The sequence below is a fragment of the Thalassobellus citreus genome (assembly GCF_044385915.1).
Taxonomy (GTDB): Bacteria; Bacteroidota; Bacteroidia; order Flavobacteriales; family Flavobacteriaceae; genus Thalassobellus; species Thalassobellus citreus.
The window spans coordinates 140,664-163,919 of the sequence record NZ_JBISCC010000125.1; the positions used below are offsets into that span (position 1 = coordinate 140,664).

Below are 23,256 nucleotides of genomic sequence, written 5' to 3' on the forward strand. Positions count from 1 at the left end.
TATCGAATAGATTCCTGCCTGCGCAGGAAGGACAAATAGTTAGCTTACAACTTCACCATAAAGGTCAAAGTCTTCTGCTTCAATAACTTTTATAGTCGCAAATTCGCCTGTTTTTAAATAAGTTTTAGAAGCATCAATAAGGACTTCGTTATCTACATCTGGAGAATCAAATTCGGTACGACCTACAAAATAGTTACCTTCTTTTCTGTCGATAACCACTTTAAAGATTTGTCCAATTTTTTGTTGATTCAATTCCCAAGAAATTTGCGATTGAATTTCCATGATCTGATTGGCTCTGTCCATTTTCACTTCTTCAGGTACATCATCTTCTAAACTATACGCATGCGTGTTTTCTTCATGAGAATAGGTAAAACATCCTAAACGCTCAAAACGCATGTCTGTAACCCATTGCTTTAATTCTTGAAAATTCTCTTCGGTTTCTCCTGGATAACCAACAATAAGTGTGGTTCTAATAGTCATATTAGGAACCGCTTCTCTAAACTGATGAAGTAATTTTGTGGTTTTCTCTTTATTAGTACCACGACGCATACTCTTTAAAACAGAGTCTGAAATATGCTGTAATGGAATATCTAAATAGTTACAAATTTTAGGTTCGCGGTTCATTACATCTAATACATCTAATGGAAACCCTGTTGGGAACGCATAATGCAAACGAATCCACTCGATACCTTCTACTTTTACTAAAGCTTCGAGTAATTCGGCTAGATTACGTTTTTTATATAAATCGAGACCGTAATAGGTTAAATCTTGCGCTATTAAAATAAGCTCTTTAACACCATTGGCGGCTAATTTCTCAGCTTCAGTTACCAAATTTTCAATAGGTGCACTTTTGTGTTTTCCTCGCATAATAGGAATAGCACAAAACGAACAAGGTCTATCACAACCTTCAGCAATTTTTAAATAGGCATAATTTTTTGGAGTAGTTGTTAAACGCTCACCTATTAACTCATGCTTATAATCGGCACCTAAAGCCTTTAATAAACCTGGTAATTCTGTGGTACCAAAATACTCATCTACATTTGGTATTTCTTTTACTAAATCTGGTTTATAACGTTCACTTAAACATCCGGTAACAAAAACTTTGTCAACATCACCATCTTGTTTTTTCTGAACATATTCTAGAATGGTATTAACGCTCTCTTCTTTGGCATTATTAATAAAACCACAGGTATTAATAACAACAATATTGCCTTCGTCTTCATGAACCACATCTTTTCCGCTGGCTTTTAACTGCCCCATTAACACTTCGCTATCGTAAACATTTTTACTACAACCCAGCGTTACTACATTAATCTTGTTTTTCTTAAGAGTTTTTGTGCGCATACTTTCTATAAATCAGGGCGCAAAGATACACAATGATTGTGAACTAATGAATGTGATTAACGATTAACAAATAGCTTCTTAAATTATTAACTAAACCTTTTCTATATTTGAGAGTCCAAGATTGTAAAAACCTACATTATGAAACATTCATAACTAAATTTTCGATACCCAAGAAAATGATTAAATGAATGCTACATGTGTCCGGTAAAAAACAATAATTATAAACACATGAAACCACTTTATTTTTCAATATTAGCCATCCTTTTTGTTTTAAGTTGCTCTTCTGATAATAATGATGAACTAGAAATTCCTGTTACAGATGCATTATATTTCCCTCCTATTAATTCTGATACTTGGGAAACAAAATCTATAACAGATTTGGGTTGGAATGAAAATGCAAAACAACCTCTTTTAGATTATTTAGAAGAAAAAAACACCAAGAGCTTTATAATTTTACATGAAGGCAAAATTGTTTTAGAAAGCTATTTAAATGGTCATGATAAATCAAAATCTTGGTATTGGGCTAGCGCAGGAAAAACACTAACATCAACCGTTTCTGGAATAGCACAAGATGCAGGCATCATAAATATAAACAATAAAGTGTCTGATTATTTAGGCACAGGTTGGACTAGTGCTCCAATAGCTAAAGAAAACCTAATTACTTGTAAAAATCTATTATCTATGAATTCAGGACTAGATGATAGTTTAGACGATGATGTATCTCCCAACGGATTACAATATGTAGCAGATGCAGGGACTAGATGGGCTTATCATAATGTATATGTAAAAATGCAAGATGTAATTGCTGCCGCTAGTAACCAAACATGGAATACCTATTTCAATACTAATTTAAAAGATAAAATTGGCATGTCTGGACTATGGACTCAATTAAACAACTTAAATGTTTATTGGAGTAATACACGTAGTATGGCACGTTTTGGCTTATTAATTTCTGCTAATGGAAAATGGGAAGACACTCAAATTATTTCTGAATTTTTTTTAAATGAAGCGACTAACACTTCTCAAAACATTAATAAATCGTATGGCTATTTATGGTGGTTAAATGGAAAGTCGAGTTATCATTTACCACAAAGTCAATTAGAATTCAATAGCGAACTCATACCAAATGCTCCTGATGACATGTATGCCGCTTTGGGTAAGAATGATCAAAAAATTTATATAGTGCCTAGTAAAAAATTAGTTGTTATTAGAATGGGAGAACCTGCCGATGCTGGCAATTTTGCTTTATCTAATTTTGATAATGATTTATGGGCTAAGATTAATGCCTTGGTTAATTAAGATTAAGCTGCATTTTACATTAATTAACTTTATATAGAATCCTAAAAATATCGTCTCGAAATAATTATCAAGATTCACAGGATTGACAAAGTATTTACTAAAAAACAAAAAACCATCCTGTAACATACAGAATGGTTTTCACACTTCAACTTCAAGTAATCTTATCTTTAATTTGAGAGAAATTAAATAAGACTACTCTTTAATTCCAACCACCACCTAAAGCTTGATAAATTTTAATATTAGCTAGCATTTGTTCTTTTTTTGTTTCAATAATTTCAATTTTAGAATCCAATGCTTCTCTTTGAGTTAATAATACCTCGGTATATTCTGCTCTGGCAGATTTAAAGAGACGAATAGAAAGATCGATTGACTCATCAAGTGCTTTTACTTGAGCTTCTCTTAACTCATAACTAGCTTTAAGGTTTTTAATATTAGAAAGCTCATTTTGTACTTCAACATAACCATTTAAAATGGCTCTTTCATATTCGTAAACCGCTTGTAATTGTTTGTCGTTCGCATTTTTATATTCAGCTTTTATAGCATTTCTATTAATTAACGGACCAACAACATCACCTACCAAAGAATATATTAATGATTCTGGGGTACTAGTAAGATACTTGGTTTTAAAAGCCTGTAAACCAATACCTGCTTTAATACCTATTGAAGGATAAAAATTTGCACGTGCTACTTTCGTATCTAATTTAGATGCTGCTAACTCATACTCTGCTTGTTTAATATCTGGGCGATTTTGTAATAACTGAGATGGTATTCCTGCATAAATTGTATCAATTTTTTTATTGATAAAGTTTTCAGAATCTCTTTTTACATGTTGCGGATATCTCCCTACTAAGAAATTAATTCTATTTTCAGTTTCTACGATTTTTTGCTGAATTTCAAATTTATTACTTTGATTTTTATAAACCTCAGCATCAAACCTACGAACAGCCAACTGTGTAGCTCTTCCTGCTTGTTTTTGAAGCTTAACCATGCGTTGTGCTTCTGTTTGAATCTTTAAGTTTTGCTCTATAATAGCCAATTGATTATCTAAAGTCATCAACTCATAATATGAGCTTGCAATTTCTGAAACCAATTGAGTTACCATAAAGTTCTTGCCTTCTACTGAAGACAAATATTCAAAAACAGCTGCTTTTTTGCTATTACGAAGTTTTTTCCAAACATCAAGTTCCCAGGACGCTGAAAGTCCAGCAGAAAAATTAGTTAGAGGTTCAGGAAACGCTTCCTCTTCTCTAACTTTAAGTTGCTTTTCTACAGCTCCATTTCTTGTAAATTCACCTACTTTTTCAACATCTGCTCCTGCATATGCATTTATAAATGGTAAATACTCTCCTTTTCGTGCTTTAATTTCATTTTTAGACATATCTACTTGCTGTAACATGATGTTAAGCTCCTGGTTATTAGCCAAACCTGTATCTATTAATGCAATTAAATTAGGATCTGAGAAAAAACCTTTCCATTTAACCGCCGCCGTATTTGTGGTGTCTGTTGACATACTTTGGTATTTATCTGGAACAGTTTTATTTTCTTCTCGTACTGTTTTTGAAGACACACAAGAACTTAAGGTTAATACGGTAACAACTCCTACCACATAAAACCTCCTCATTTTAAATATACTTGCTTTTATATTATTCATCTTTTTTTCTTTTAGTCAATTTTTTCAAAAGATTTCTTAACTCACTAATTTTACTAGCATTTACTTTGCTTAGACTTTCTCCTTCACTTTTTCTCATAAATTCTTCAGAAATTGGCTCATTAGATTCGTCTTTTATAAGTCCTTTACCATCTGCCATTTTCGCAAAAACGTAGTATAATCCTGGAATTAGTAAAACACCAAAAATAGTCCCTATAAGCATACCGCCCATTGCAGAACCTCCAATGGTTCTATTACCAATAGCACCAGCTCCTGTTGCTACTACTAATGGCACTAATCCTGCTACAAAGGCAAAGGATGTCATTAAAATAGGTCTAAACCTTGCTTTAGAACCTTCAATAGCAGCCTCTAAAATAGTAGCGCCTTGTCGACGCTTTTGGACAGCGAATTCGACAATTAATACGGCATTTTTACCAAGTAACCCAACAAGCATTATGACACCAATTTGCGCATAAACATCGTTGGCTAATCCCATCGCTTTTAATAGTAAAAACGAGCCAAAAACACCTACTGGAAGTGATAGTATTACAGCTAAAGGCAGTAAAAAACTTTCGTATTGAGCTGCAAGTACAAAATACACAAATATCAGTACGACGATAAAAATATATAAAGATTCGCTTCCTCTACTCGCTTCATCATAACTTAAACCTTCCCATCCAATATCATAACCTCTTGGAAGCTCTTGTTTAGCAACTTCTTTAATAGCATTAATAGCATCGCCACTGGTATAACCTGGTGCTGGAAGTCCGCGTATTGCTGCAGAATTATACAAGTTATATCTTGTAATTTCATTAGGACCTAAACTTTTTTCAATCGTCATAAATGCAGAATACGGTACCATTTCGCCTGCTTCATTCTTAACAAAAAGCTTTTCAAGATCTGACGGTAATCGTCTGTATTCTGGAGCTGCTTGCGTATAAACTTTAAAGAAACGTCCGAAACGGATAAACCCTTGCTCGTAAGTACTACCAATTAAAATATTTAAATTCTCCATAGCTTTTGCTATAGTAACCCCTTTTTGCATGGCTATTTTGTTGTTTATTTTTAATTTATACTGCGGATAATTTGCCGAATAAAAAGTAAATAAACCCGTGATTTCCTTACGCTTAGATAAGGCTTCCATAAAAGCGTTATTAATTTTCTCGAATTTATGGTAATCGGTAGAATTGGTTTTATCTAATAAACGCATAGAAAACCCTCCAGAAGACCCAAATCCAGGTACAGCAGGTGGCTCGAAATATTCTATCACAGCACCTAAATCTTTGGTTTCTTCTTCTAGTTCTTCCATGATTTGGTGTACAGAATGCTCGCGTTCTGACCAAGGTTTTAAGTTAATTAAACAGGTTCCTGCATTAGACCCACGACCTTCTGTCATAATCTCAAAACCTGCTAAAGATGATACAGATGCTACACCTTCTGTCTCTTCACAAATTTTTTGTAACTTTTTAGCAACTTCATTGGTACGTTCTAAAGTGGCTCCTGGAGGTGTTTGAATGATAGCATAAATCATTCCTTGATCTTCGTTAGGAATAAAACCTGCTGGTAGCACTTTATTAGTAAAAAAGATACCTGCACAGAATGCTAGTAAAACCCCGAAAGTAACAACACGTCTTGCTACAATTTTATTTAAGATCTTAACATACTTACCTGTTAGCCGTTCAAAACCTCTATTAAACCAGTCTATAAAACGATCTATTGGAGATGTTCTTTTCTTACCGTGATTGTTTTTTAATAACATGGCACATAAAACAGGTGTTAGTGTTAATGCCACTACTGCCGAAATAACTATAGAACCTGCCATAGTTATTGAAAACTGACGGTAAAAAACGCCCACAGGTCCTGTCATAAATGAAATAGGAATAAACACCGATACCATTACTAAAGTAATAGCCACAATAGCACCTCCAATTTCGCCTAATACCTCTGTTGATGCTTTATAAGGTGTGAGGTGTTCTTCTTCCATTTTAACATGTACAGCTTCTACAACTACAATAGCATTATCTACCACAATACCAATGGCAAGCACCAAAGCAAAGAGCGTAATTAAGTTAATGGAAAGCCCAAATAACTGCATAATAAAAAAGGCACCTACCAAAGACACGGGAACCGCTATAATTGGTATTAATGTAGAACGCCAATCTCCTAAAAATAAAAATACAACAATAGCAACCAGAATAAATGCATCACGAAGAGTATGTAATACTTGATCGATTGAAGCATCTAAGAAATTAGATACATCATAACTAATTTTAAAATCGACATTAGGTGGTAAATCAGCTCGTAATTCATCTAGTTTTGCTTTTACAGCTTCAATAACATCACTACCATTACTTCCAAACGTTTGCTTTAATACAATTGATGCCGATGGATCTCCATCTAAATTAGAGTAAATATCGAAAAATTCACTTCCTAACTTCACATCAGCAATGTCTCCTAACTTTATAAGTTCACCATCTTCATTGGCTCTTACTATAATGTCTTTGTATTGGTCTGGTTCATTATATCTATTTTCATAAACCAATACATATTCTAAAGATTGAGACGTCATACCAGAACTTCGTCCTAAACGTCCTGGTCTAGCAAGAATACTCTGATCCTCCATAGCTTCTAAGACTTCTTCTGCCGAAATGTTATAAGCACGCATTCTGTCTGGTTTTAACCAAACACGCATAGCATATTTTCTACTTCCTAATATCTTAGCACTTGCAATACCATTTATACGCTGAATGTCTGGTATAACTTTTGTGTAAGCATAATTATAAAGAAACTTTTCATCAATACTCTTGGTTGGATCTTTACTAAAAAGGTTTACATACATTAACATACTTGGTTGTACTGGCGTAATAATTACACCTTCACGCTGAACAAGTTCTGGAAGTAATGGCATTACTTGATCTACCCTAGTTTTAACCCTAATAACCGCTTGATTAGGATCTGTTCCTGGTTCAAAAATAACACGTAAAGTTCCTTCACCAGCACTTGTTGCATCAGAAGCTATATAACGCATGCCCTGTACACCATTTATAGCTGTTTCTAAAGGGATAAGTGTGGAATTAACCAATACATCGGCACTAGATCCTGGATATGCTATAAAGATATTTACAGTAGTAGGTGCTATTGAAGGGAATTGTGAAACGGGTAATTGCTTTATGGCAAGCCCGCCTATAAATACGATCATTACCGATATGACTATTGCCAGTACCGGTCTTTTTATAAATTTTTTAAACATCTTTTATTAGATTGGTTTATAATTACTCTGCCTGAATCGCTAAATGAGATAATACCGATTTAGGATTTTCAAATTTCGTTTCAATTTTTTCTTGGTCTTTAACCATTCTAATACCTTCAAGTAAAATTTGATCGTTTTGAGTTAAACCTTTATCAACTATAAATATGTTTGGTAACTCGCCTCCAACAGTAATTTCTCTTTGTCTTACAACATGATCTTTTCCTACTACAAACACATATTTTTTATTTAAAACCTCGAACGTAGCTTTCTGAGGTATGATGATAACATCTTTGTAAGGAATTTTCATAATCACACTTCCAGTTTCTCCATGTCTTAAAATCCCATCTGGATTAGGAAATGTTGCTCTAAAAGCAATATTTCCAGTTTCAGGATTAAATTCACCTTCTATAGTTTCAATAATACCTGTTTGATTAAACAGTTTATTATTAGCCATTAAAAGATCTACTTCTTTATTAGCCTGCTTATCTTTACTAATAATATAATCTAGATATTCGGCTTCTGGCACATTAAAATACACCCACATTTTACTATTATCTGATAATGTAGTTAGTAATTCACCTTCATCTAAAAGACTACCTTCTCTAGCTTCAAGATGATCCATAACACCATTAAACGGTGCTTTTACATTAGCAAAACTTAAATGTGTTTCTGCTAAAACAACTTCAGCCTTTGCTTTCTCGTAGTTTGCCTTTGATATTGCTAATTCGTTTGCAGAAACCACATTACCATCAGATAAAAGTTGAGTATTCTTTAATTCTATTTTAGCAACTTCTGCTTCCGCTTTAGCCTTTTGTAAATCTGCTTGATAAATATTAGGCATAATTTGAAACATATTTTGCCCCTTTTTTACATGTTGTCCTTCATCTACAAATACTTTCTGTAAATAGCCTTTTTCTAAAGCACGAAGTTCAATATGCCTAATAGAATGAATTTGACTTACATAATCTTTTGTAATAATGGTGTCTTTTTTTATTGGATTGGTTACTAAAAATTTAACTTCCTCCTTTTTTGTTTCCTTTTTAGTTTCACAACTTGCAAAAACTAACAATGCACTTAAGCCGATGAAAAAGAAATTTCTTTTCATAGTTTAACGTTTTAAAATTTATTTTAAATGAAATGATTGGTTTGGTAAGTCAAATCTTTATTAAAGATTGACAAGACCAACTTGTAATTGAAATTTTTGTAATAAAACAGTCCTTAGTTTAGAATTTAACGGACTGACAAAAAGGAATCAGATTATAAAAACCTGAAATTTAGCATGTAATCGAAGTGATGTATTACTAAAAAAATATTTAGTTCGAAGTCTAAATTCTTGAACTTTACAAGAAGCATCTTCAAATAATTGCACATAGAGAATAGCGAAACCAGGATTACTTAAAGATAAAAGCTTGCTAGGAACGACTAATTCTTCTTCAATATTCTCTTCTTGATTTTCACTTTCCTCTATAGGTTCAGCAAAAAATGTATGATCTTGATTAGGTAGAGCAGAATTAAAAACAGGAAAAATTTCTTTTTCTTCTTCTAAAGAATGAACTGTTAGTAACTCTTTATTATTCTGTATTAACGCGCTTTCTTTAATGCCATAAATTGAACTTGCATATAAATTTGCAAATGCATTTAGCATTAGAATTGCTACTAATAATAAATATGTTTTTAACGTCTTATTCATTACAAAGTCAAAACTATATTAATTTACCAATACAACCAAATAGTGATTATTTAAAATGAAGTGGTTTTTGAAGTTTTATGAAAAGCTTAACTTTTGGGATAAGAATATGAGTTAAACTCAATAACATCTATTTAAATTTCTTGAAGTCTTAAAAAATTGACATTATTAAAACAAATCATTATTCATTACTTTTGAAACTCTAAATCAAACCAATGAATCATATTTCACTTATAGTATTTTGTCTTTCTATAACCTGTTCTTTTAGTCAAAACCATCAACTCATTGACACTACAGATTACGAAAAACGGAAAACATTATCAAAACAGTTTGAAACAAAATATAAGATTTTTAATGACCAAGTAAAAGGTTCCTATAGAGGAAAAATGCGCAAAGAAGTATTATCCTTTTATAAAGAATCTCAAACTCATTTTTTAGAAATTATTAATAATAAGAAGCTTCTATTTGAAGATCGTTTTCAAAAGTATGTAGATAGCTTATCTTTTTCCTTAAAACAAAAAAATCCTATTTTAAAAGATGAAGATATTAATTTATATTTAACAAAAAACCCTTACCCTAATGCTTTTAGTATTGGTGATGGCACAATAATTTTAAACATTGGTTTATTTTCTTTTTTTGAAAATGAACATCAATTATTTTCGGTTATATCACACGAGGTCGCTCATCAAGTTTTAGAACATTCAAAGAAAAGTATTAACAAAAGAGCTCATATAAATTCGTCTGTTTTATCAAATCAATCAAATATCTCTAAATCTATTAAAGCCAACAAATACAATAGAGGTACTCGCTCCTTTTCTCTTCTTAAAAGCTTATTATATGCCGATGGCGAAGAAAGAAGACAACAAGAAATTGAGGCTGATTCTCTTGGATATGTTTTATTTAATAATGCCTCTTCTCAAAAAAACGATTTTATAGATGCTTTACTTTTATTAAAAAAATACGATTCTGTACCATCAATAGTTATAGATTCAACAGTTTATACTAAGGTATTTAATATCCCTGAGCAGGCATTTAAAAGTAAATGGCTAGAAAATGAAGATTTTAAAAAATACAATTACGATTTCTATAAATCTAAAATAAATCTAGATTCTTTAAAAGACCACCCAGAAATTGATGACCGAATTTCTAAATTAAAATTATCATTTTCAGAATTAAATTCTGATTTTAAAATAGACCATTCAAATAGCAAACGATTTAATAATTTAAAACAAATAGCTAAACAAGCAGCAATTGAAAATTTTTATTATTTGAATGAATACGGATTAAGTCTTTATTTAATTCTTAATAGGCTAGAAACAGAAAACAATAATAGTAATTATTACAAAAAATGGATTGGTATAAATTTTGAAGCATTATACGAAGCTAAAAAGAAATATCAACTTAACAGATATGTTGACAGATTATCACCTAATAATCAAAGTGAAAGCTATCAAAGGTTTTTAAATTTTATATGGAACCTAAATTTAGAAGAAATTAAAAAAATAGCAGATTACTATAATACTACAACTAATTTAAATTAAGACGCTCTAATCTTATTTTATCAAAATCGGAATTCTTATTATATTCTCTTAATAAAATATATCCTTCTTTTGCTATATATGGACTAATAAAGAAATCATCAGAAGACATTGGTATCTTTTCATGATTTATATCTCCATTTACAATAGATACAATTCCTAAAACCCAATTCTTTTCTTTTGTTTCTGTATCTTTTTGATAATCTTGATAAAAGAAAACAGCATCGTTTTCATCATTTAAATATTGTGCAAACAAAAAGTCAGAAGATGAAAACTTACTTAAATCTTTCTTTATTGTTTCTACTGCTTTTAGATTAAAATCGGCATCAAATTCTAATAAAACAAAATCTGTTGTTTTAACTATTCCTCCAACTAATATATTATTACCAATTTTGAATTTTTCTGAAAGAACAACAATTCGTTCATCTTTGAAAATAAAATAAGACTGTACAAAAAGCTTATAACCAGCTTCTAACTTTCCTTTTTTATTCATTTCTATAAACTCGCTAGCTTCCTCCCATAAAAAGTATTTTTTAAACAACTCGTTTCCATTTTCATCTAACACAATTTTAAACAAACCAACAGGATTATTATAATCATAGCCAGAAGCTACTCTATAAGGACTTATTTTTCCAGTTAAAATAGTTTTATTATCGATCCTCTTAACAGTATAGTTATAATTATACTTAGAATTAATATCTTCCAATAAATAACTATAATTTAATTTTCCTGTATTAGAATCAATTTGTAAAAATTTCACATTTGTATCTTTATATGCATCTGTAGCATAAGAAAAATATAAAACATTCTCATCAAATGAAACTAAACTATATTCTGACCTTTGACTATCATCTCCAAAATTATAATCCCAAACTTTATCATGATTTAAATTATAAAAAGAAACACTTGTTGGGTTTACTCTTATATTTTTCTTTTTAGCTTCAATAACCAAATACCCGTTATTAAAACCTATTGGCACATTTAAAAATTTTGTTTTACGCTGTGTTTTTTTTAGATCATCAATAGCCCTAGACCCTATTTTTAAATTGTTTTTTTGAAAATAAAATGGTTCTTGAATAATATTATTATTTAGCTCAAGAATTGTTGAAGAAGTAAATGCTATAGTGCCATTCATATTACCATAGCGTTTTGTTAAAATTAAGTTATCACCAACTTTATCTGGAGCATAATACCTAGAATAAATACCTTTATAAGAAGCATCAATAAATTCTCCATTAGCTACTTTGTTTAAATTTTTATCTAGAATTACATATTCATATTTTTCTTCATTCTCACTTAGTTTATCAAGCTTAAACAAAGTAAAATAGCCATAAACATTTTGGTCCTTTTCAAAAATTGGAGAGAAAACCTCCATTTTACCAGAAGCTAAATTAGTCAAACTAGATATCTGTGCATTTAGAGAAATAGATATCAATAAAACACTAAAAAGTAATAGCTTTTTCATATCATCAAAATAAATAGAAATAAAGTTTTTACTTAAAAAACGAATCTACAAATTCATATTTATTGAACACTTGTAAATCTTCAATGCCTTCACCTACTCCAATATATTTTACAGGAATTTTAAATTGATCTGAAATACCAATCACTACACCTCCTTTTGCTGTACCATCTAATTTTGTAACGGCTAATGATGTAACCTCTGTAGCCGCTGTAAACTGTTTTGCTTGCTCAAAAGCATTTTGACCTGTTGAGCCATCTAAAACCAATAATACATCGTGTGGCGCATCGCCAACTACTTTTTGCATGACACGTTTAACTTTAGTTAACTCGTTCATTAAGTTTATCTTATTGTGTAAACGGCCAGCTGTATCTATAATAATAACATCGGCATCTTGATTTACTCCAGATTGTAGTGCATCAAAAGCTACAGAAGCCGGATCGCTTCCCATATCTTGTCTTACCATTGGCACATCTACGCGATCTGCCCAAACTTGTAACTGATCTATAGCTGCTGCTCTAAAAGTATCGGCTGCACCAAGTACTACTTTTAATCCTTGTTTTTTAAACTGATAAGCTAATTTTCCTATAGTGGTTGTTTTTCCAACACCATTTACACCTACTACCATTAATACATACGGTGTTTTAGATCCGTCTGCTTGTTTTGGTAAGTTAGGAATGGTGTATTCTGTTTCTTCACCAGTATTGGTTTCACTCAACAAGCCAGCTATTTCTTCTCGAAGAATTTTATTTAATTCATCAGTACCCAAATATTTGTCTTTTGACACACGTTCTTCTATACGCTCAATAACTTTAAGTGTTGTGTTTACACCAACATCACTAGATACAAGCACTTCTTCTAAGCTATCTAAAACATCATCGTCTACTTTAGATTTTCCTGCTACTGCTTTACTTAATTTACCGAAGAAGCTAGATTTAGTTTTTTCTAAACCTTTATCTAATGTTTCTTTTTTTTCTGAAGAAAATATTTTTTTAAAAAAACTCATTCTTAATTATAGATTGATTGTTATATATAATCTAACTCTGCGTTAGGGATTGATGCGATATCCTTTTTTGTTTTTCTCAAAAAAGATTTAGCGGAAAGCCCGACCCTTGCGGTAACGCCTATATTATTATTGTCAATTTCCTTACCATATTTACAATACTGCTAATATGTCAGAGAAAACCATTCAAATATAAATATAAAAAAGCAGCTTTCTATACAGAAAGCTGCTTTTGAGTATCTTATAAAAACAAGTATTTACTTTTTAGCTATAAAGTCGTTTACTTGGTCTGGATTCATTATAGATTCAACAAACATGTAAGCTCCTGTTTTTGGAGACTTTACCATTTTTATTGCTTTTGTTAATCTTTTAGATCCTGTTTGTAATGATGCTACTGATTTCTTTGCCATGATCTATAATTATTTAATTTCTTTATGAACTGTCATACGTTTAAGAATTGGATTAAATTTTTTAATCTCCATTCTATCTGGCGTATTCTTTTTGTTTTTAGTAGTAATGTATCTTGAAGTTCCTGGTTGTCCAGACTCTTTATGCTCAGTACATTCTAATATTACTTGTATTCTGTTTCCTCTCTTTGCCATTTCTTTACTTATTTAAATGCAGATATTATTTTAAAAATCCTTTAGATTTTGCATCTTTAATCGCTGCAGAAATACCTATTTTGTTGATTGTTTTTAAAGCAGATGTAGAAACCTTTAAAGTTATCCAGCTGTCTTCTTCTGGAATATAAAAACGTTTCTTAACTAAATTCGCATTGAACTTGCGTTTAGTTCTGTTTAATGCATGAGACACGTTGTTTCCAACCATTGCCTTCTTTCCTGTAAGTTCACAAACTCTTGACATTATTTATAACTTTAAATTCTTGTTGCTTAAAATCGAGGTGCAAATATATAAAATCTTTATGTTATGACAATTTAATTTTTATCAATTTTTAAAAATTTCTTTTAATAACATTTCAAAGGCTTTATTTGCCCCTTTATTTATCACTTTTGTGCGATGATTACCTAGCATGAATTTCTCTGAGTAAACACCTGTTTTTGTTGCAATTGCAATAAAAGCTGTACCAACTTCGGCATCTGATTCGCCTTTTGTTGGACCTGCATTTCCTGTTGTTGCAATAGCGTAATCTGTTTTAAATAATTGCAAAACATGCTGCGCCATAGCCTCTGCAACTTCGCCACTAACGACAGAATGTTCGTTAATTGCATCTTTTGAAACGCCTAAAACGTCAATTTTCGAATCGGTTGCATAACTAACTACGCTTCCTTTAAAGTATGCCGATGCTCCAGAATTTATTGTAAATCGTTCGGCTATTTTTCCTCCAGTACAACTTTCTGCAGTTGCAACCGTTTCTCCTTTTTTAGTTAAAAGCTTTCCAATAATAGCTTCAATAGATCCGTCTTCATCTTCAAATCCTAAAAATTCATCCTTTATTAAAGGAATTACAGCATCAATTTGTTTTTGAACACCTTCTTTAATTGTTTTCTCATCAAAACCTTTTGCAGATAAGCGTAATCTCATATTACCCAAACTAGGCAAATATGCTAACTTTATATATTTGGGCAAGGCATCTTCCCATGCCTCTATTCGAGCAGCTAATGTGCTTTCTCCTAAGCCATGAATTAATAATGTTCTGTGTAATATATACGGACAATCAAATTTATCTGTTAATTTAGGAATAACAGCATCATCAATTAACCCCTTCATTTCAAAAGGCACTCCAGGAAGTGAAATAAAAACAGTATCATTCTTTTCTAACCACATACCAGGAGCAGTACCTAGCTTGTTCATTAAAACTGTAGCTTTAGAAGGCACTAAGGCTTGATCTTTATTTACTTGTAACAAGGTTTGCCTGACATACTGTTTCCAAATACTTTCTATATTATCTAATACAGAAGCATCTAGAACTAGAGTGTCATTAAAATATTCTGCTATTGTTTTTTTGGTAATATCGTCTTTAGTTGGGCCTAATCCTCCTGTAATTATAATAACATCAACTCTACTTTCTGCATCTTTAAATGCATTTAATATATGTTGTTTATCGTCTTGTATAGATGTTATTTGATAAACCGAAATACCAATTTTATTTAATTGTTTAGCTATATACGAAGAATTCGTATCAATAACCTGACCTATAAGAAGCTCGTCTCCTATGGTAATTATTTCAGCTAACATTTATAAATTAAAATCAGATTTCATTTCGGCTACAGCCTTATCTACTTTAGATATAAAAATTTCTAACTGGGGAGCTATATCTAAATCTGTTTTTGTAAACTTTCCCCAATCTTGAATTTCAATTAAAATATCAAGCACGCCTAATTCAAACAAATCGATTGTTGGCTTCATTTTATGTGCTGCTTGATATGCTTCTTGATAGTTTACCTCTGCAACTGCTTTTTTTAATCGTTCTGCATCTTCTGGCACTTCTTCTAAAAAAGCTTCAGCTAAAGTTGCTATAAAATCTTCGTCGTTATCTGCTAATTCGCGTACTCTAAATAACTTATAATGTTGTTCCATTTATTTTACTGTTATTGAAAACATTTCTTTGTCTTCTATAAAACCTTTTAATTTATCGTTTGCAATGACCCTGCCAACTCCTGCAGGTGTGCCTGTAAATATAATATCTCCAATCTTTAAAGTGAAATATTTTGACACATATTCTATTAATTCATCAATTTTCCATAACATATGGCTTGTATTTCCTTTTTGAACAATATTATCGTTCTTTTTTAAAGAAAACTCAACAGCATCAATACTTTCTATCTGGCTAACTGGTAGCCAATTACCAATTACAGCAGCACCATCAAAAGATTTCGCTTTTTCCCAAGGCAATCCTTTTGCTTTTAACTCACCTTGTAAATCGCGCGCCGTAAAGTCTATACCTAAACCAATTTCATTATAATATTTATGAGCAAATTTTCTATCAATATGCTTACCTACTCTATTTATTTTAACCAAAACCTCAACTTCATAATGCACATCATCAGAAAAATCTGGAATAAAAAAAGGTTGTTTTTTTAAAAGAATTGCTGTGTCTGGTTTTAAGAATACTACCGGATCATTTGGTTTTTCGTTTTCTAATTCTTTTATATGTTCGGTATAATTTCTACCAATGCAAATGAGTTTCATCTCTTATAAATTTTAATTTGGGCGTTACCTTTATCCTGAATTTAGTTCAGGATAAAGGTCGGGCTTTTCGTTACAAGTCCTCGCTCCCAAAAAAGGTCGCTGTGGGCTTTCCTCTGCAATCCCTAACGCAAGTTGTAGCATGCAGTCTTCTAACTTCGTACTTCCGTATTAATTTTTAACCCAATTTATTATTTAAACTCCTTAATTTAATAGCTGTAAGTACTTTTTTAGTGTATAACGGAAAATCGGCATTTAATAACCATCCAAAATAACCAGGTTCTTTTTCTAAAACTTCGGTCACTAATTTCCCTTTATGCTTACCGAAAGAAAAATATTCTTCACCTTTTTTATTATAAGCTATAAATCCAGCAAAATCTGCAAATTGGTTTCTAGCACTAAATTCTGCCAAAAACTTCGTATCGTTTTCTAAGTCGTCGTACTTTTCTATTTGAGCTTTTAACACCTCGTAAGTGGCATTTGTATCAGCTTCAGCTCCATGCGCACCTTCTAATTCTTTACCGCAATAAAATTTGTAAGCGGCACTTAAAGTGCGTTGTTCCATTTTATGAAAAATAGTTTGCACATCAACAGCCAAACATTTTTTCATATCAAAATCTATATCTGCTCTCAGCATTTCTTCTGCTAAAAGCGGAATATCAAATCTATTAGAATTAAAACCTCCTAAATCGGAATCTTTAATCATGTTATATATATCCTTTGCAAGTGCTTTAAACGTTGGTTCGTTTGCTACTTTTTCATTCGTTATTCCATGAATATCAATAACGTTTTGTGGAATCTCCATTTCCGGATTAACCAACCATGTTTTGCTTTCTTTATTTCCGTTAGGAAATACTTTAAGAATTGAAATTTCAACAACTCGGTCTTTGGATATATTTATTCCTGTTGTTTCTAAATCGAAGAAACATATAGGTTTAGAAAGATTTAAATTCATTTATTTTTGGTACAATTTATGCAAAGATACTTTTAATATTTCTAATTATTTTAGCAAAACTCTTATTCACTAAAAAAATGAAATCACTTTTTATTTGCCTTTTCATATTACTTTTTTCACTTAGTTCCTTTTCTCAACCAGATCATGAATTTGTTACATTAATAGAAAAAACAAACGGCAAACGTTTAGAGTTTTTTGCTAAAAATGAAGACTCTATAAGTTACTCTGTATTCTTGCGAATAGAAACAAACAACTATAGAAGGAGCAGTAACAGACCTGTGCTAACTACTATAGAACCTAATAGCGAAAAGCATTTGTTAACATTAATAAAACTAGCAAATAAGCCGTCTGAATACAACAAAATGTTTATTGTTAACGAAGTAAGCCAGGAATTAAGAATAAGAAAAGATTTTGATGATTTTGAAATTAATTTTGATGATGCCTTAAAAACAAAACAACTCACTCTTTACTTTTCTAAAGATTGTAACCTTTGTGAAGACACGAAAACACTTTTTGAAAAATATAAAATAGCCTACGAACAAAAAGATATTATTAAAAACCAAAACGAATTAATTGAAGCTTTAAAAGCAGCAAACAAACCTATAGGTAATATTGAAAATGACGTCTTAATTCTTCAAACAAAATCTAATGTTTACAGAGGTATAAAGTCTAAAAAAGAGTTAGTCGACATTCTAAATAATTTGTAGAATATGACTTTTAAACCTCTCTATTAATATCCCAAGCTTCTAAATAATCTTTTACAGCTTTAACAAACATACCTCCTAACGCTCCATTAACAACACGATGATCGTAAGAATGCGACAAAAACATTCTATAACGAATACCTATAAAATCGCCTTCAGGCGTTTCAATAACAGCTGGTACTTTTCTAATAGCTCCTAAAGCTAAAATACCCACCTGTGGCTGATTAATAATTGGAGTCCCCATAATACTACCAAATGTTCCTACATTAGTAACGGTATAAGTTCCTCCTTGTATATCATCTGGTTTTAATTGATTTAAACGTGCGCGATTAGCTAAATCATTTACCTGTTTTGTCATACCAACCAAATTAAGCTGATCGGCATTTTTTATTACAGGCACAATTAAATTACCATCAGGTAAAGCTGCCGCCATACCTAAATTAATATTTTTCTTTTTAACAATGGTATCGCCTTGAAGCGAAATATTCATCATAGGATAATCGCGAAGCGCTTTAGCAATAGCCTCCATAAATATAGGCGTAAAGGTTAAATTTTCACCTTCTCGCTTCATAAAAACATCTTTATTCTTCTTTCTCCAATTCCAAACATTAGTAACATCGGCTTCAATAAAGCTTTGCACGTGAGCAGATGTTTGAACAGAGTCAACCATATGATGTGCAACAAGTTTGCCCATTCTGGTCATTTCTATAATTTCATCTTCACCACTACTAACCACTACTGGTTTAGAAACCTCTTTTGGCTTTCCTACAACAGTTTTTTGAATTGCTTCTGGAGTTTCTACTTTTTGAATAACAGGCTTTTGATTCCCTCTATTTTTAATATAAGATAAAATATCATTTTTAGTAACACGTCCTTCTTTACCTGTTCCTTTTATCGCATCTAATTCTTGTTGAGAAACGCCTTCTTGCTTTGCTATATTTTTTACTAAAGGTGAGTAGAAACGATTCTCGCTAGAAACTACTGGAGTTACTGTTTCTTTTGCAATATTTATTGTTTGCTCTACAGCTTCAACAACTGCTTTATGCTTTTGTTCTTCATTAATCTCATTCTTATCATTAGAAACATCATCACCTCCTTCTGTTTCTATAATAGCCAAAACTTGACCAACCTGAACAACATCATCTACATTATAAAACTTTTCAACTAATACTCCATCAACTTCACTCGGTACTTCACTATCAACTTTATCTGTTGCTATTTCTAAGACCGCTTCATCCAATTCTATAATATCTCCTACTTCTTTTAACCAAGATGTAATCGTTGCTTCCGCAACACTTTCACCCATTTTTGGTAATTTAAGCTCGAATTTTGCCATATCAATAACGTAAAACTTGTTTTTTAATTTTCGCTTGCAAAATTAACAAAAAAAGAGTGGTTTACATTAATTATTTTTAATAAAACAAATCAAAACTGGATAATCTCTCCTCTTCTAAAACCATTATCGCTTCCTAAAATAAAATTAGAAGCATTAGGTAATATTTTAAAGGTAATATTATCATTGTTATTTTTCTCAATCAAAGTTATAATTTCCTTGTAACTTAAAACATTAGCATCAAAAATAACTTCAGTATCCTTTTTTACATTATCTAAATTAGATTTTAAAATAATATTTTTAGATAATTTATCCTTTAATTGCTCATTCATTTTATCAGAAATAAAAAGATAATTAAGTATATTTTTTTTCTTAACTTTAGGTAATCGTCTAAAAAAACACATAACTATTATTCCTGCCCATACAAAAAGATCAAAAAGCTTATTCTTTTTAAAATGCTTCTCATAAAATATTTGCATAGCGCCATAAAACCTTCGTGCATAAGATTTATCTTTTAAAGTGCTTTCGCCTTTAAAATGAATTACAGACGTTTCTCCATAATAATAATTTTGATAGCCCGCATTATGCACTTTATATGACAAATCAATATCTTCTCCATACATAAAGTAGTCTTCATCAAATCCTAAAACACTATTATAAACCTCACGCTTTATTAACATAAAGGCACCAACCAAAATATCTACTTCACCAATACTATTCTTATTTAAATGATTAGCATAATATTCCTCAGAGTTTCCGAAAAACTTTTTAAATGCAACATTTACATAGGGTATATTTCTTTTACTCTCGGGCAGAAAAACTCCAGATCCGTTTATAAGTTTACAACCAACAATACCTAATTTCTCTTTATTTTCAGCAAAACTTAAAAGCTTTACAAAAGTATCTTCTGCTACTACGGTGTCTGGATTTAAAATACACAAATACTCACCCTTTGCTTTAGAAACAGCTATATTATTACCTTTTGAAAACCCAGAGTTCTCATCGTTCTCTATAAGAGTAACTTCAGGAAACAATCTTTTTACCATTTCGCAACTACCATCGATTGAATTATTATCGATAACAATAATTTCTGAATTAATAGTTGAAGTAGCTTTTTCAACACTTTTTAAACAAAGTTCTAAAAAGTGACAAACGTTATAATTTAAAATAATGACAGAGAGCTTCAAGAATACTAATATAATTTAGGTTGGTGGTTTGGGTAGCTAAACGCTTTTTAAAATTAAATATTATATTCCTTCTAAAGTTTTAATGAAGATTCGAACGGAATTCTATTTAATATACTTCTTCCTAAAGTTATTTCATCGGCATATTCTAACTCATCGCCAACCGAAATTCCTCGAGCAATAGTTGATGTAAAGACTTTATAGTCTTGAATTTGTTTATAAATATAAAAATTGGTCGTATCTCCCTCCATAGTAGAACTTAATGCAAAAACCAACTCTTTAATTTTACCATCTCTAACTTTATTTATCAAAGATTCTATATTTAAATCATGTGGTCCTATTCCATCCATAGGCGAAATTTTACCACCTAATACATGATACAAACCTTTAAAAGAACTTGTATTTTCTATAGCCATTACGTCTCTAACATCTTCTACAACACAAATGATATCTTCTTTCCGATTTGGGCTTGAACAAATTTCACAAAGCTCGGTATCGCTAATATTATGGCAAGATTTACAAAACTTCACATCATTACGCATTGTTTGCAGCGCTTCAGCCAAAGCAAAAGTTTGCTCTTTGGGTTGCCTAAGCATATGCAACACCAAACGCAATGCCGTACGTTTACCAATACCTGGTAATTGAGACATTTCGTTTACGGCACGCTCTAGTAATTTTGACGAAAATTCCATGGGTGCGAAATTAATATTTAGACTTGAATTTAACTAATTTAACAAACTCTTTTAAATAACAGCTCATGCGTTTGGATTTTGAAATTTAATATTTGTAATTTGAAAACTTGAAAAAATTGGTTTTATGACTGCAACACAAATTCTATTATTAATAGCGGCCTATTTTGTCGTTTTAATTTTAATATCCTATTTCACAGGAAAAGAAGATTCTAACGACGCTTTTTTTAAAGCAAACAAATCGGCACCATGGTATTTAGTTGCTTTTGGAATGATAGGCGCCTCATTATCTGGAGTTACATTTATATCGGTTCCTGGTATGATTGGCGGACAACAATTTGCATACATGCAAGGTGTTTTTGGTTTTTTTGTTGGTTATTTGTTTATCCTTTTTATGTTACTCCCTATTTATTACAAGCTTAATGTAACTTCTATTTACCAATACTTAGAACAACGTTTCGGAAAAGTAAGTTATAAAACTGGCGCTTTTTTCTTTTTACTTTCTAGAGTAACAGGTGCTTCTTTCAGGCTCTTTTTGGTGGCTTTAGCAATGCAATATATTGTTTTTGAAAGTATTGGAATTCCTTTTTGGGCAACAGTAGTTATTTCCATTTTATTAATTTGGATTTACACCAATAGAGGTGGTATAAAAACTATTATTTGGACAGACACATTACAAACTTTAGCCATGTTAACGTCTGTTGGTGTTGCCATTTATTTAATTAATGAAAAGTTAGATTGGACTTATATTGAATTTTTAAATTCTAACGCCTTTTCTTCAAGAGGACAAATATTCTTTTTTGACGATCCAAACGCAGCAACTTATTTCTGGAAATATTTTATTGGAGGTATTTTTATTGCTATTGCCATGACAGGTTTAGACCAAGATATGATGCAAAAAAACCTAACTTGTAAAACACCACAAGAATCTAAAAAGAATATGTTTACAATGGCAACACTACTCATTTTTGTTAACTTTTTCTTTTTATCGCTAGGAGCCTTATTATTTATTTATGCAGAAAAGTTCGGCTTACAAATCCCTATTGTTGATGGCAAAACAAGAACCGATTTACTGTTTCCTGAAATTGCCATGAATCAAGGTTTAGGTTCAGGATTAGCTGTTACTTTTATTATTGGTTTAATTGCTGCGGCCTATTCAAGTGCCGACAGCGCTTTAACATCGTTAACAACATCATTTTCTGTAGATTTTTTAAACATTGAAAAACTTCCAATAGAAGCGCAAAAACCACTTAGAAAAAAAGTTCACATTGGAGTTTCTATTTTATTAATTATTGTTGTAATAATTTTTAACCAACTTGAAGGCAACGTAGTAAGCAACTTATTTAAGTTTGCCACATTTACTTACGGCCCATTATTAGGTTTATTTGCTTTTGGTATTCTAACAAAGCATCGTATTAAAGATAAGTATGCCTGGGTTATTGCACTTACTTCAATTATTATAACTTTTGCAATAACCTCGCTACCAGAAAGTATTATTGGTAATTATAAATTTCATTGGGAAATACTACCACTAAATGGTCTTATAACATTTCTAGGTTTAATATTGATTCGTACTAAGTAAAACTAAAGTACAAGCCACTTCAAAAGCAATATTATTTTCTTTTAAAATATTATAAAACTCAGGGTTTTCAGTTCCTGGATTAAAAATAACGCGCTTAGGTTTTAATGATACCACATAGTCATAATAATCTACTTGCCGCTTTGCATTAAGATACAAGGTAACAGTATCGATATTTTCATAAGGCACTAATTCAGTATCAATAGTTACACCTTCAACAGTTCCTTTTTTCATTCCAAAAGCAACAACTTCAAAATTATTAGCAACTAATCTTTGCACTGCATAATTAGAATATCTATTGGTTTTTAATGATGCTCCAAGCACCAATGTTTTTTTATTCATAATGTTAAAAAAATGTTAATGCAAAAATTTAAAGTAACATAATCAAATATTAAACGTCTATTCTATAATCATTCAATCAATCAAAAAAATAA

At 31.1% G+C, this 23,256-nt stretch carries 22 protein-coding genes; 4 read left to right on the forward strand and 18 right to left on the reverse strand.

Going from position 1 to position 23,256, the window contains the following annotated elements; translation table 11 throughout:
* Positions 1–39: 39 nt before the first annotated feature.
* On the reverse strand, positions 40–1,344 hold the full coding sequence (gene rimO, locus ACH5TX_RS11045; protein WP_439339564.1) for a 30S ribosomal protein S12 methylthiotransferase RimO: 1,305 nt from the start codon (positions 1,342–1,344) through the stop codon (positions 40–42).
* 228 nt (positions 1,345–1,572) lie between these two features.
* On the opposite strand from rimO, the gene ACH5TX_RS11050 reads away from it, so the two are divergent.
* Positions 1,573–2,643, forward strand: a complete 1,071-nt coding sequence (locus tag ACH5TX_RS11050) for a serine hydrolase domain-containing protein (protein ID WP_439339565.1) — start codon at positions 1,573–1,575, stop codon at positions 2,641–2,643.
* A gap of 199 nt (positions 2,644–2,842) precedes the next feature.
* Here ACH5TX_RS11050 and ACH5TX_RS11055 read toward each other — a convergent pair whose 3' ends face one another.
* The 4 genes from ACH5TX_RS11055 to ACH5TX_RS11070 all read right to left on the reverse strand — a co-directional run bounded on the left by ACH5TX_RS11055 (position 2,843) and on the right by ACH5TX_RS11070 (position 9,231).
* Positions 2,843–4,294 (reverse strand): TolC family protein, encoded by a 1,452-nt coding sequence (locus tag ACH5TX_RS11055; protein ID WP_439339566.1) that lies wholly within the window; start codon positions 4,292–4,294, stop codon positions 2,843–2,845.
* The gene (locus tag ACH5TX_RS11060) at positions 4,287–7,541 is read right to left on the reverse strand and encodes an efflux RND transporter permease subunit (RefSeq protein ID WP_439339567.1); all 3,255 of its coding nucleotides are present in this window, start codon (positions 7,539–7,541) and stop codon (positions 4,287–4,289) included. Before ACH5TX_RS11060 ends, ACH5TX_RS11055 begins: the two co-directional genes overlap by 8 nt.
* A 22-nt stretch (positions 7,542–7,563) precedes the next feature.
* Positions 7,564–8,646 (reverse strand): efflux RND transporter periplasmic adaptor subunit, encoded by a 1,083-nt coding sequence (locus ACH5TX_RS11065; protein ID WP_439339568.1) that lies wholly within the window; start codon positions 8,644–8,646, stop codon positions 7,564–7,566.
* A 147-nt stretch (positions 8,647–8,793) separates the two neighbouring features.
* Positions 8,794–9,231 carry a hypothetical protein gene (locus ACH5TX_RS11070; RefSeq protein WP_439339569.1) on the reverse strand — a complete coding sequence of 146 codons (438 nt, stop codon included), beginning with the start codon at positions 9,229–9,231 and terminating at the stop codon, positions 8,794–8,796.
* A 212-nt stretch (positions 9,232–9,443) separates the two neighbouring features.
* Between ACH5TX_RS11070 and ACH5TX_RS11075 the strand changes: the two genes are divergently transcribed.
* Positions 9,444–10,769 carry a M48 family metalloprotease gene (locus ACH5TX_RS11075; RefSeq protein WP_439339570.1) on the forward strand — a complete coding sequence of 442 codons (1,326 nt, stop codon included), beginning with the start codon at positions 9,444–9,446 and terminating at the stop codon, positions 10,767–10,769.
* Here the strand turns inward: ACH5TX_RS11075 and ACH5TX_RS11080 are convergent.
* The 9 genes from ACH5TX_RS11080 to ACH5TX_RS11120 form a co-directional block, all read right to left on the reverse strand.
* Entirely contained in the window at positions 10,756–12,231 is a 1,476-nt protein-coding gene (locus ACH5TX_RS11080; protein ID WP_439339571.1) for a DUF6770 family protein, read from the reverse strand. The genes ACH5TX_RS11075 and ACH5TX_RS11080 overlap by 14 nt on opposite strands.
* Before the next feature lie 28 nt (positions 12,232–12,259).
* Positions 12,260–13,234: a signal recognition particle-docking protein FtsY gene (ftsY, locus tag ACH5TX_RS11085; protein WP_439339572.1), complete on the reverse strand. Its 975-nt coding sequence runs from the start codon at positions 13,232–13,234 to the stop codon at positions 12,260–12,262.
* A 254-nt stretch (positions 13,235–13,488) separates the two neighbouring features.
* Positions 13,489–13,641, reverse strand: coding sequence for a DUF4295 domain-containing protein (locus tag ACH5TX_RS11090; RefSeq protein ID WP_439339573.1), 153 nt, complete (start codon positions 13,639–13,641; stop codon positions 13,489–13,491).
* A 9-nt stretch (positions 13,642–13,650) separates the two neighbouring features.
* Positions 13,651–13,833: a 50S ribosomal protein L33 gene (gene rpmG / locus ACH5TX_RS11095; RefSeq protein ID WP_033959164.1), complete on the reverse strand. Its 183-nt coding sequence runs from the start codon at positions 13,831–13,833 to the stop codon at positions 13,651–13,653.
* A 25-nt stretch (positions 13,834–13,858) separates the two neighbouring features.
* Entirely contained in the window at positions 13,859–14,095 is a 237-nt protein-coding gene (gene rpmB / locus ACH5TX_RS11100) for a 50S ribosomal protein L28 (protein ID WP_069829467.1), read from the reverse strand.
* 81 nt (positions 14,096–14,176) lie between these two features.
* Positions 14,177–15,427, reverse strand: coding sequence for a competence/damage-inducible protein A (locus ACH5TX_RS11105; RefSeq protein WP_439339574.1), 1,251 nt, complete (start codon positions 15,425–15,427; stop codon positions 14,177–14,179).
* Complete coding sequence (locus ACH5TX_RS11110; protein ID WP_439339575.1) at positions 15,428–15,769, reverse strand: Hpt domain-containing protein; 342 nt, start codon at positions 15,767–15,769, stop codon at positions 15,428–15,430. It lies immediately after the preceding gene.
* Entirely contained in the window at positions 15,770–16,381 is a 612-nt protein-coding gene (locus ACH5TX_RS11115) for a fumarylacetoacetate hydrolase family protein (RefSeq protein ID WP_439339576.1), read from the reverse strand.
* A gap of 175 nt (positions 16,382–16,556) precedes the next feature.
* Positions 16,557–17,333 (reverse strand): 3'-5' exonuclease, encoded by a 777-nt coding sequence (locus ACH5TX_RS11120; protein WP_439339577.1) that lies wholly within the window; start codon positions 17,331–17,333, stop codon positions 16,557–16,559.
* Positions 17,334–17,410: 77 nt separating this feature from the next.
* On the opposite strand from ACH5TX_RS11120, the gene ACH5TX_RS11125 reads away from it, so the two are divergent.
* Positions 17,411–18,040, forward strand: coding sequence for a glutaredoxin family protein (locus ACH5TX_RS11125; RefSeq protein WP_439339578.1), 630 nt, complete (start codon positions 17,411–17,413; stop codon positions 18,038–18,040).
* Between the two features lie 10 nt (positions 18,041–18,050).
* Here the strand turns inward: ACH5TX_RS11125 and ACH5TX_RS11130 are convergent, their stop codons facing one another.
* The 3 genes from ACH5TX_RS11130 to recR all read right to left on the reverse strand — a co-directional run bounded on the left by ACH5TX_RS11130 (position 18,051) and on the right by recR (position 21,246).
* Positions 18,051–19,373 carry a dihydrolipoamide acetyltransferase family protein gene (locus tag ACH5TX_RS11130; RefSeq protein ID WP_439339579.1) on the reverse strand — a complete coding sequence of 441 codons (1,323 nt, stop codon included), beginning with the start codon at positions 19,371–19,373 and terminating at the stop codon, positions 18,051–18,053.
* Between the two features lie 89 nt (positions 19,374–19,462).
* A complete protein-coding gene (locus tag ACH5TX_RS11135) occupies positions 19,463–20,557 on the reverse strand; it encodes a glycosyltransferase family 2 protein (protein WP_439339580.1) in 1,095 nt (364 codons plus the stop codon).
* Between the two features lie 71 nt (positions 20,558–20,628).
* A complete protein-coding gene (recR, locus tag ACH5TX_RS11140) occupies positions 20,629–21,246 on the reverse strand; it encodes a recombination mediator RecR (RefSeq protein ID WP_439339581.1) in 618 nt (205 codons plus the stop codon).
* Positions 21,247–21,370: 124 nt separating this feature from the next.
* Here recR and ACH5TX_RS11145 point away from each other — a divergent pair, with 124 nt between their 5' ends.
* Positions 21,371–22,825 carry a sodium:solute symporter gene (locus tag ACH5TX_RS11145; protein WP_439339582.1) on the forward strand — a complete coding sequence of 485 codons (1,455 nt, stop codon included), beginning with the start codon at positions 21,371–21,373 and terminating at the stop codon, positions 22,823–22,825.
* On the opposite strand, the gene ACH5TX_RS11150 is transcribed toward ACH5TX_RS11145, so the two are convergent.
* Positions 22,802–23,164 (reverse strand): CoA-binding protein, encoded by a 363-nt coding sequence (locus ACH5TX_RS11150; protein ID WP_439339583.1) that lies wholly within the window; start codon positions 23,162–23,164, stop codon positions 22,802–22,804. The two genes, ACH5TX_RS11145 and ACH5TX_RS11150, sit on opposite strands and share 24 nt — an antisense overlap.
* Between the last annotated feature and the right edge of the window lie 92 nt (positions 23,165–23,256).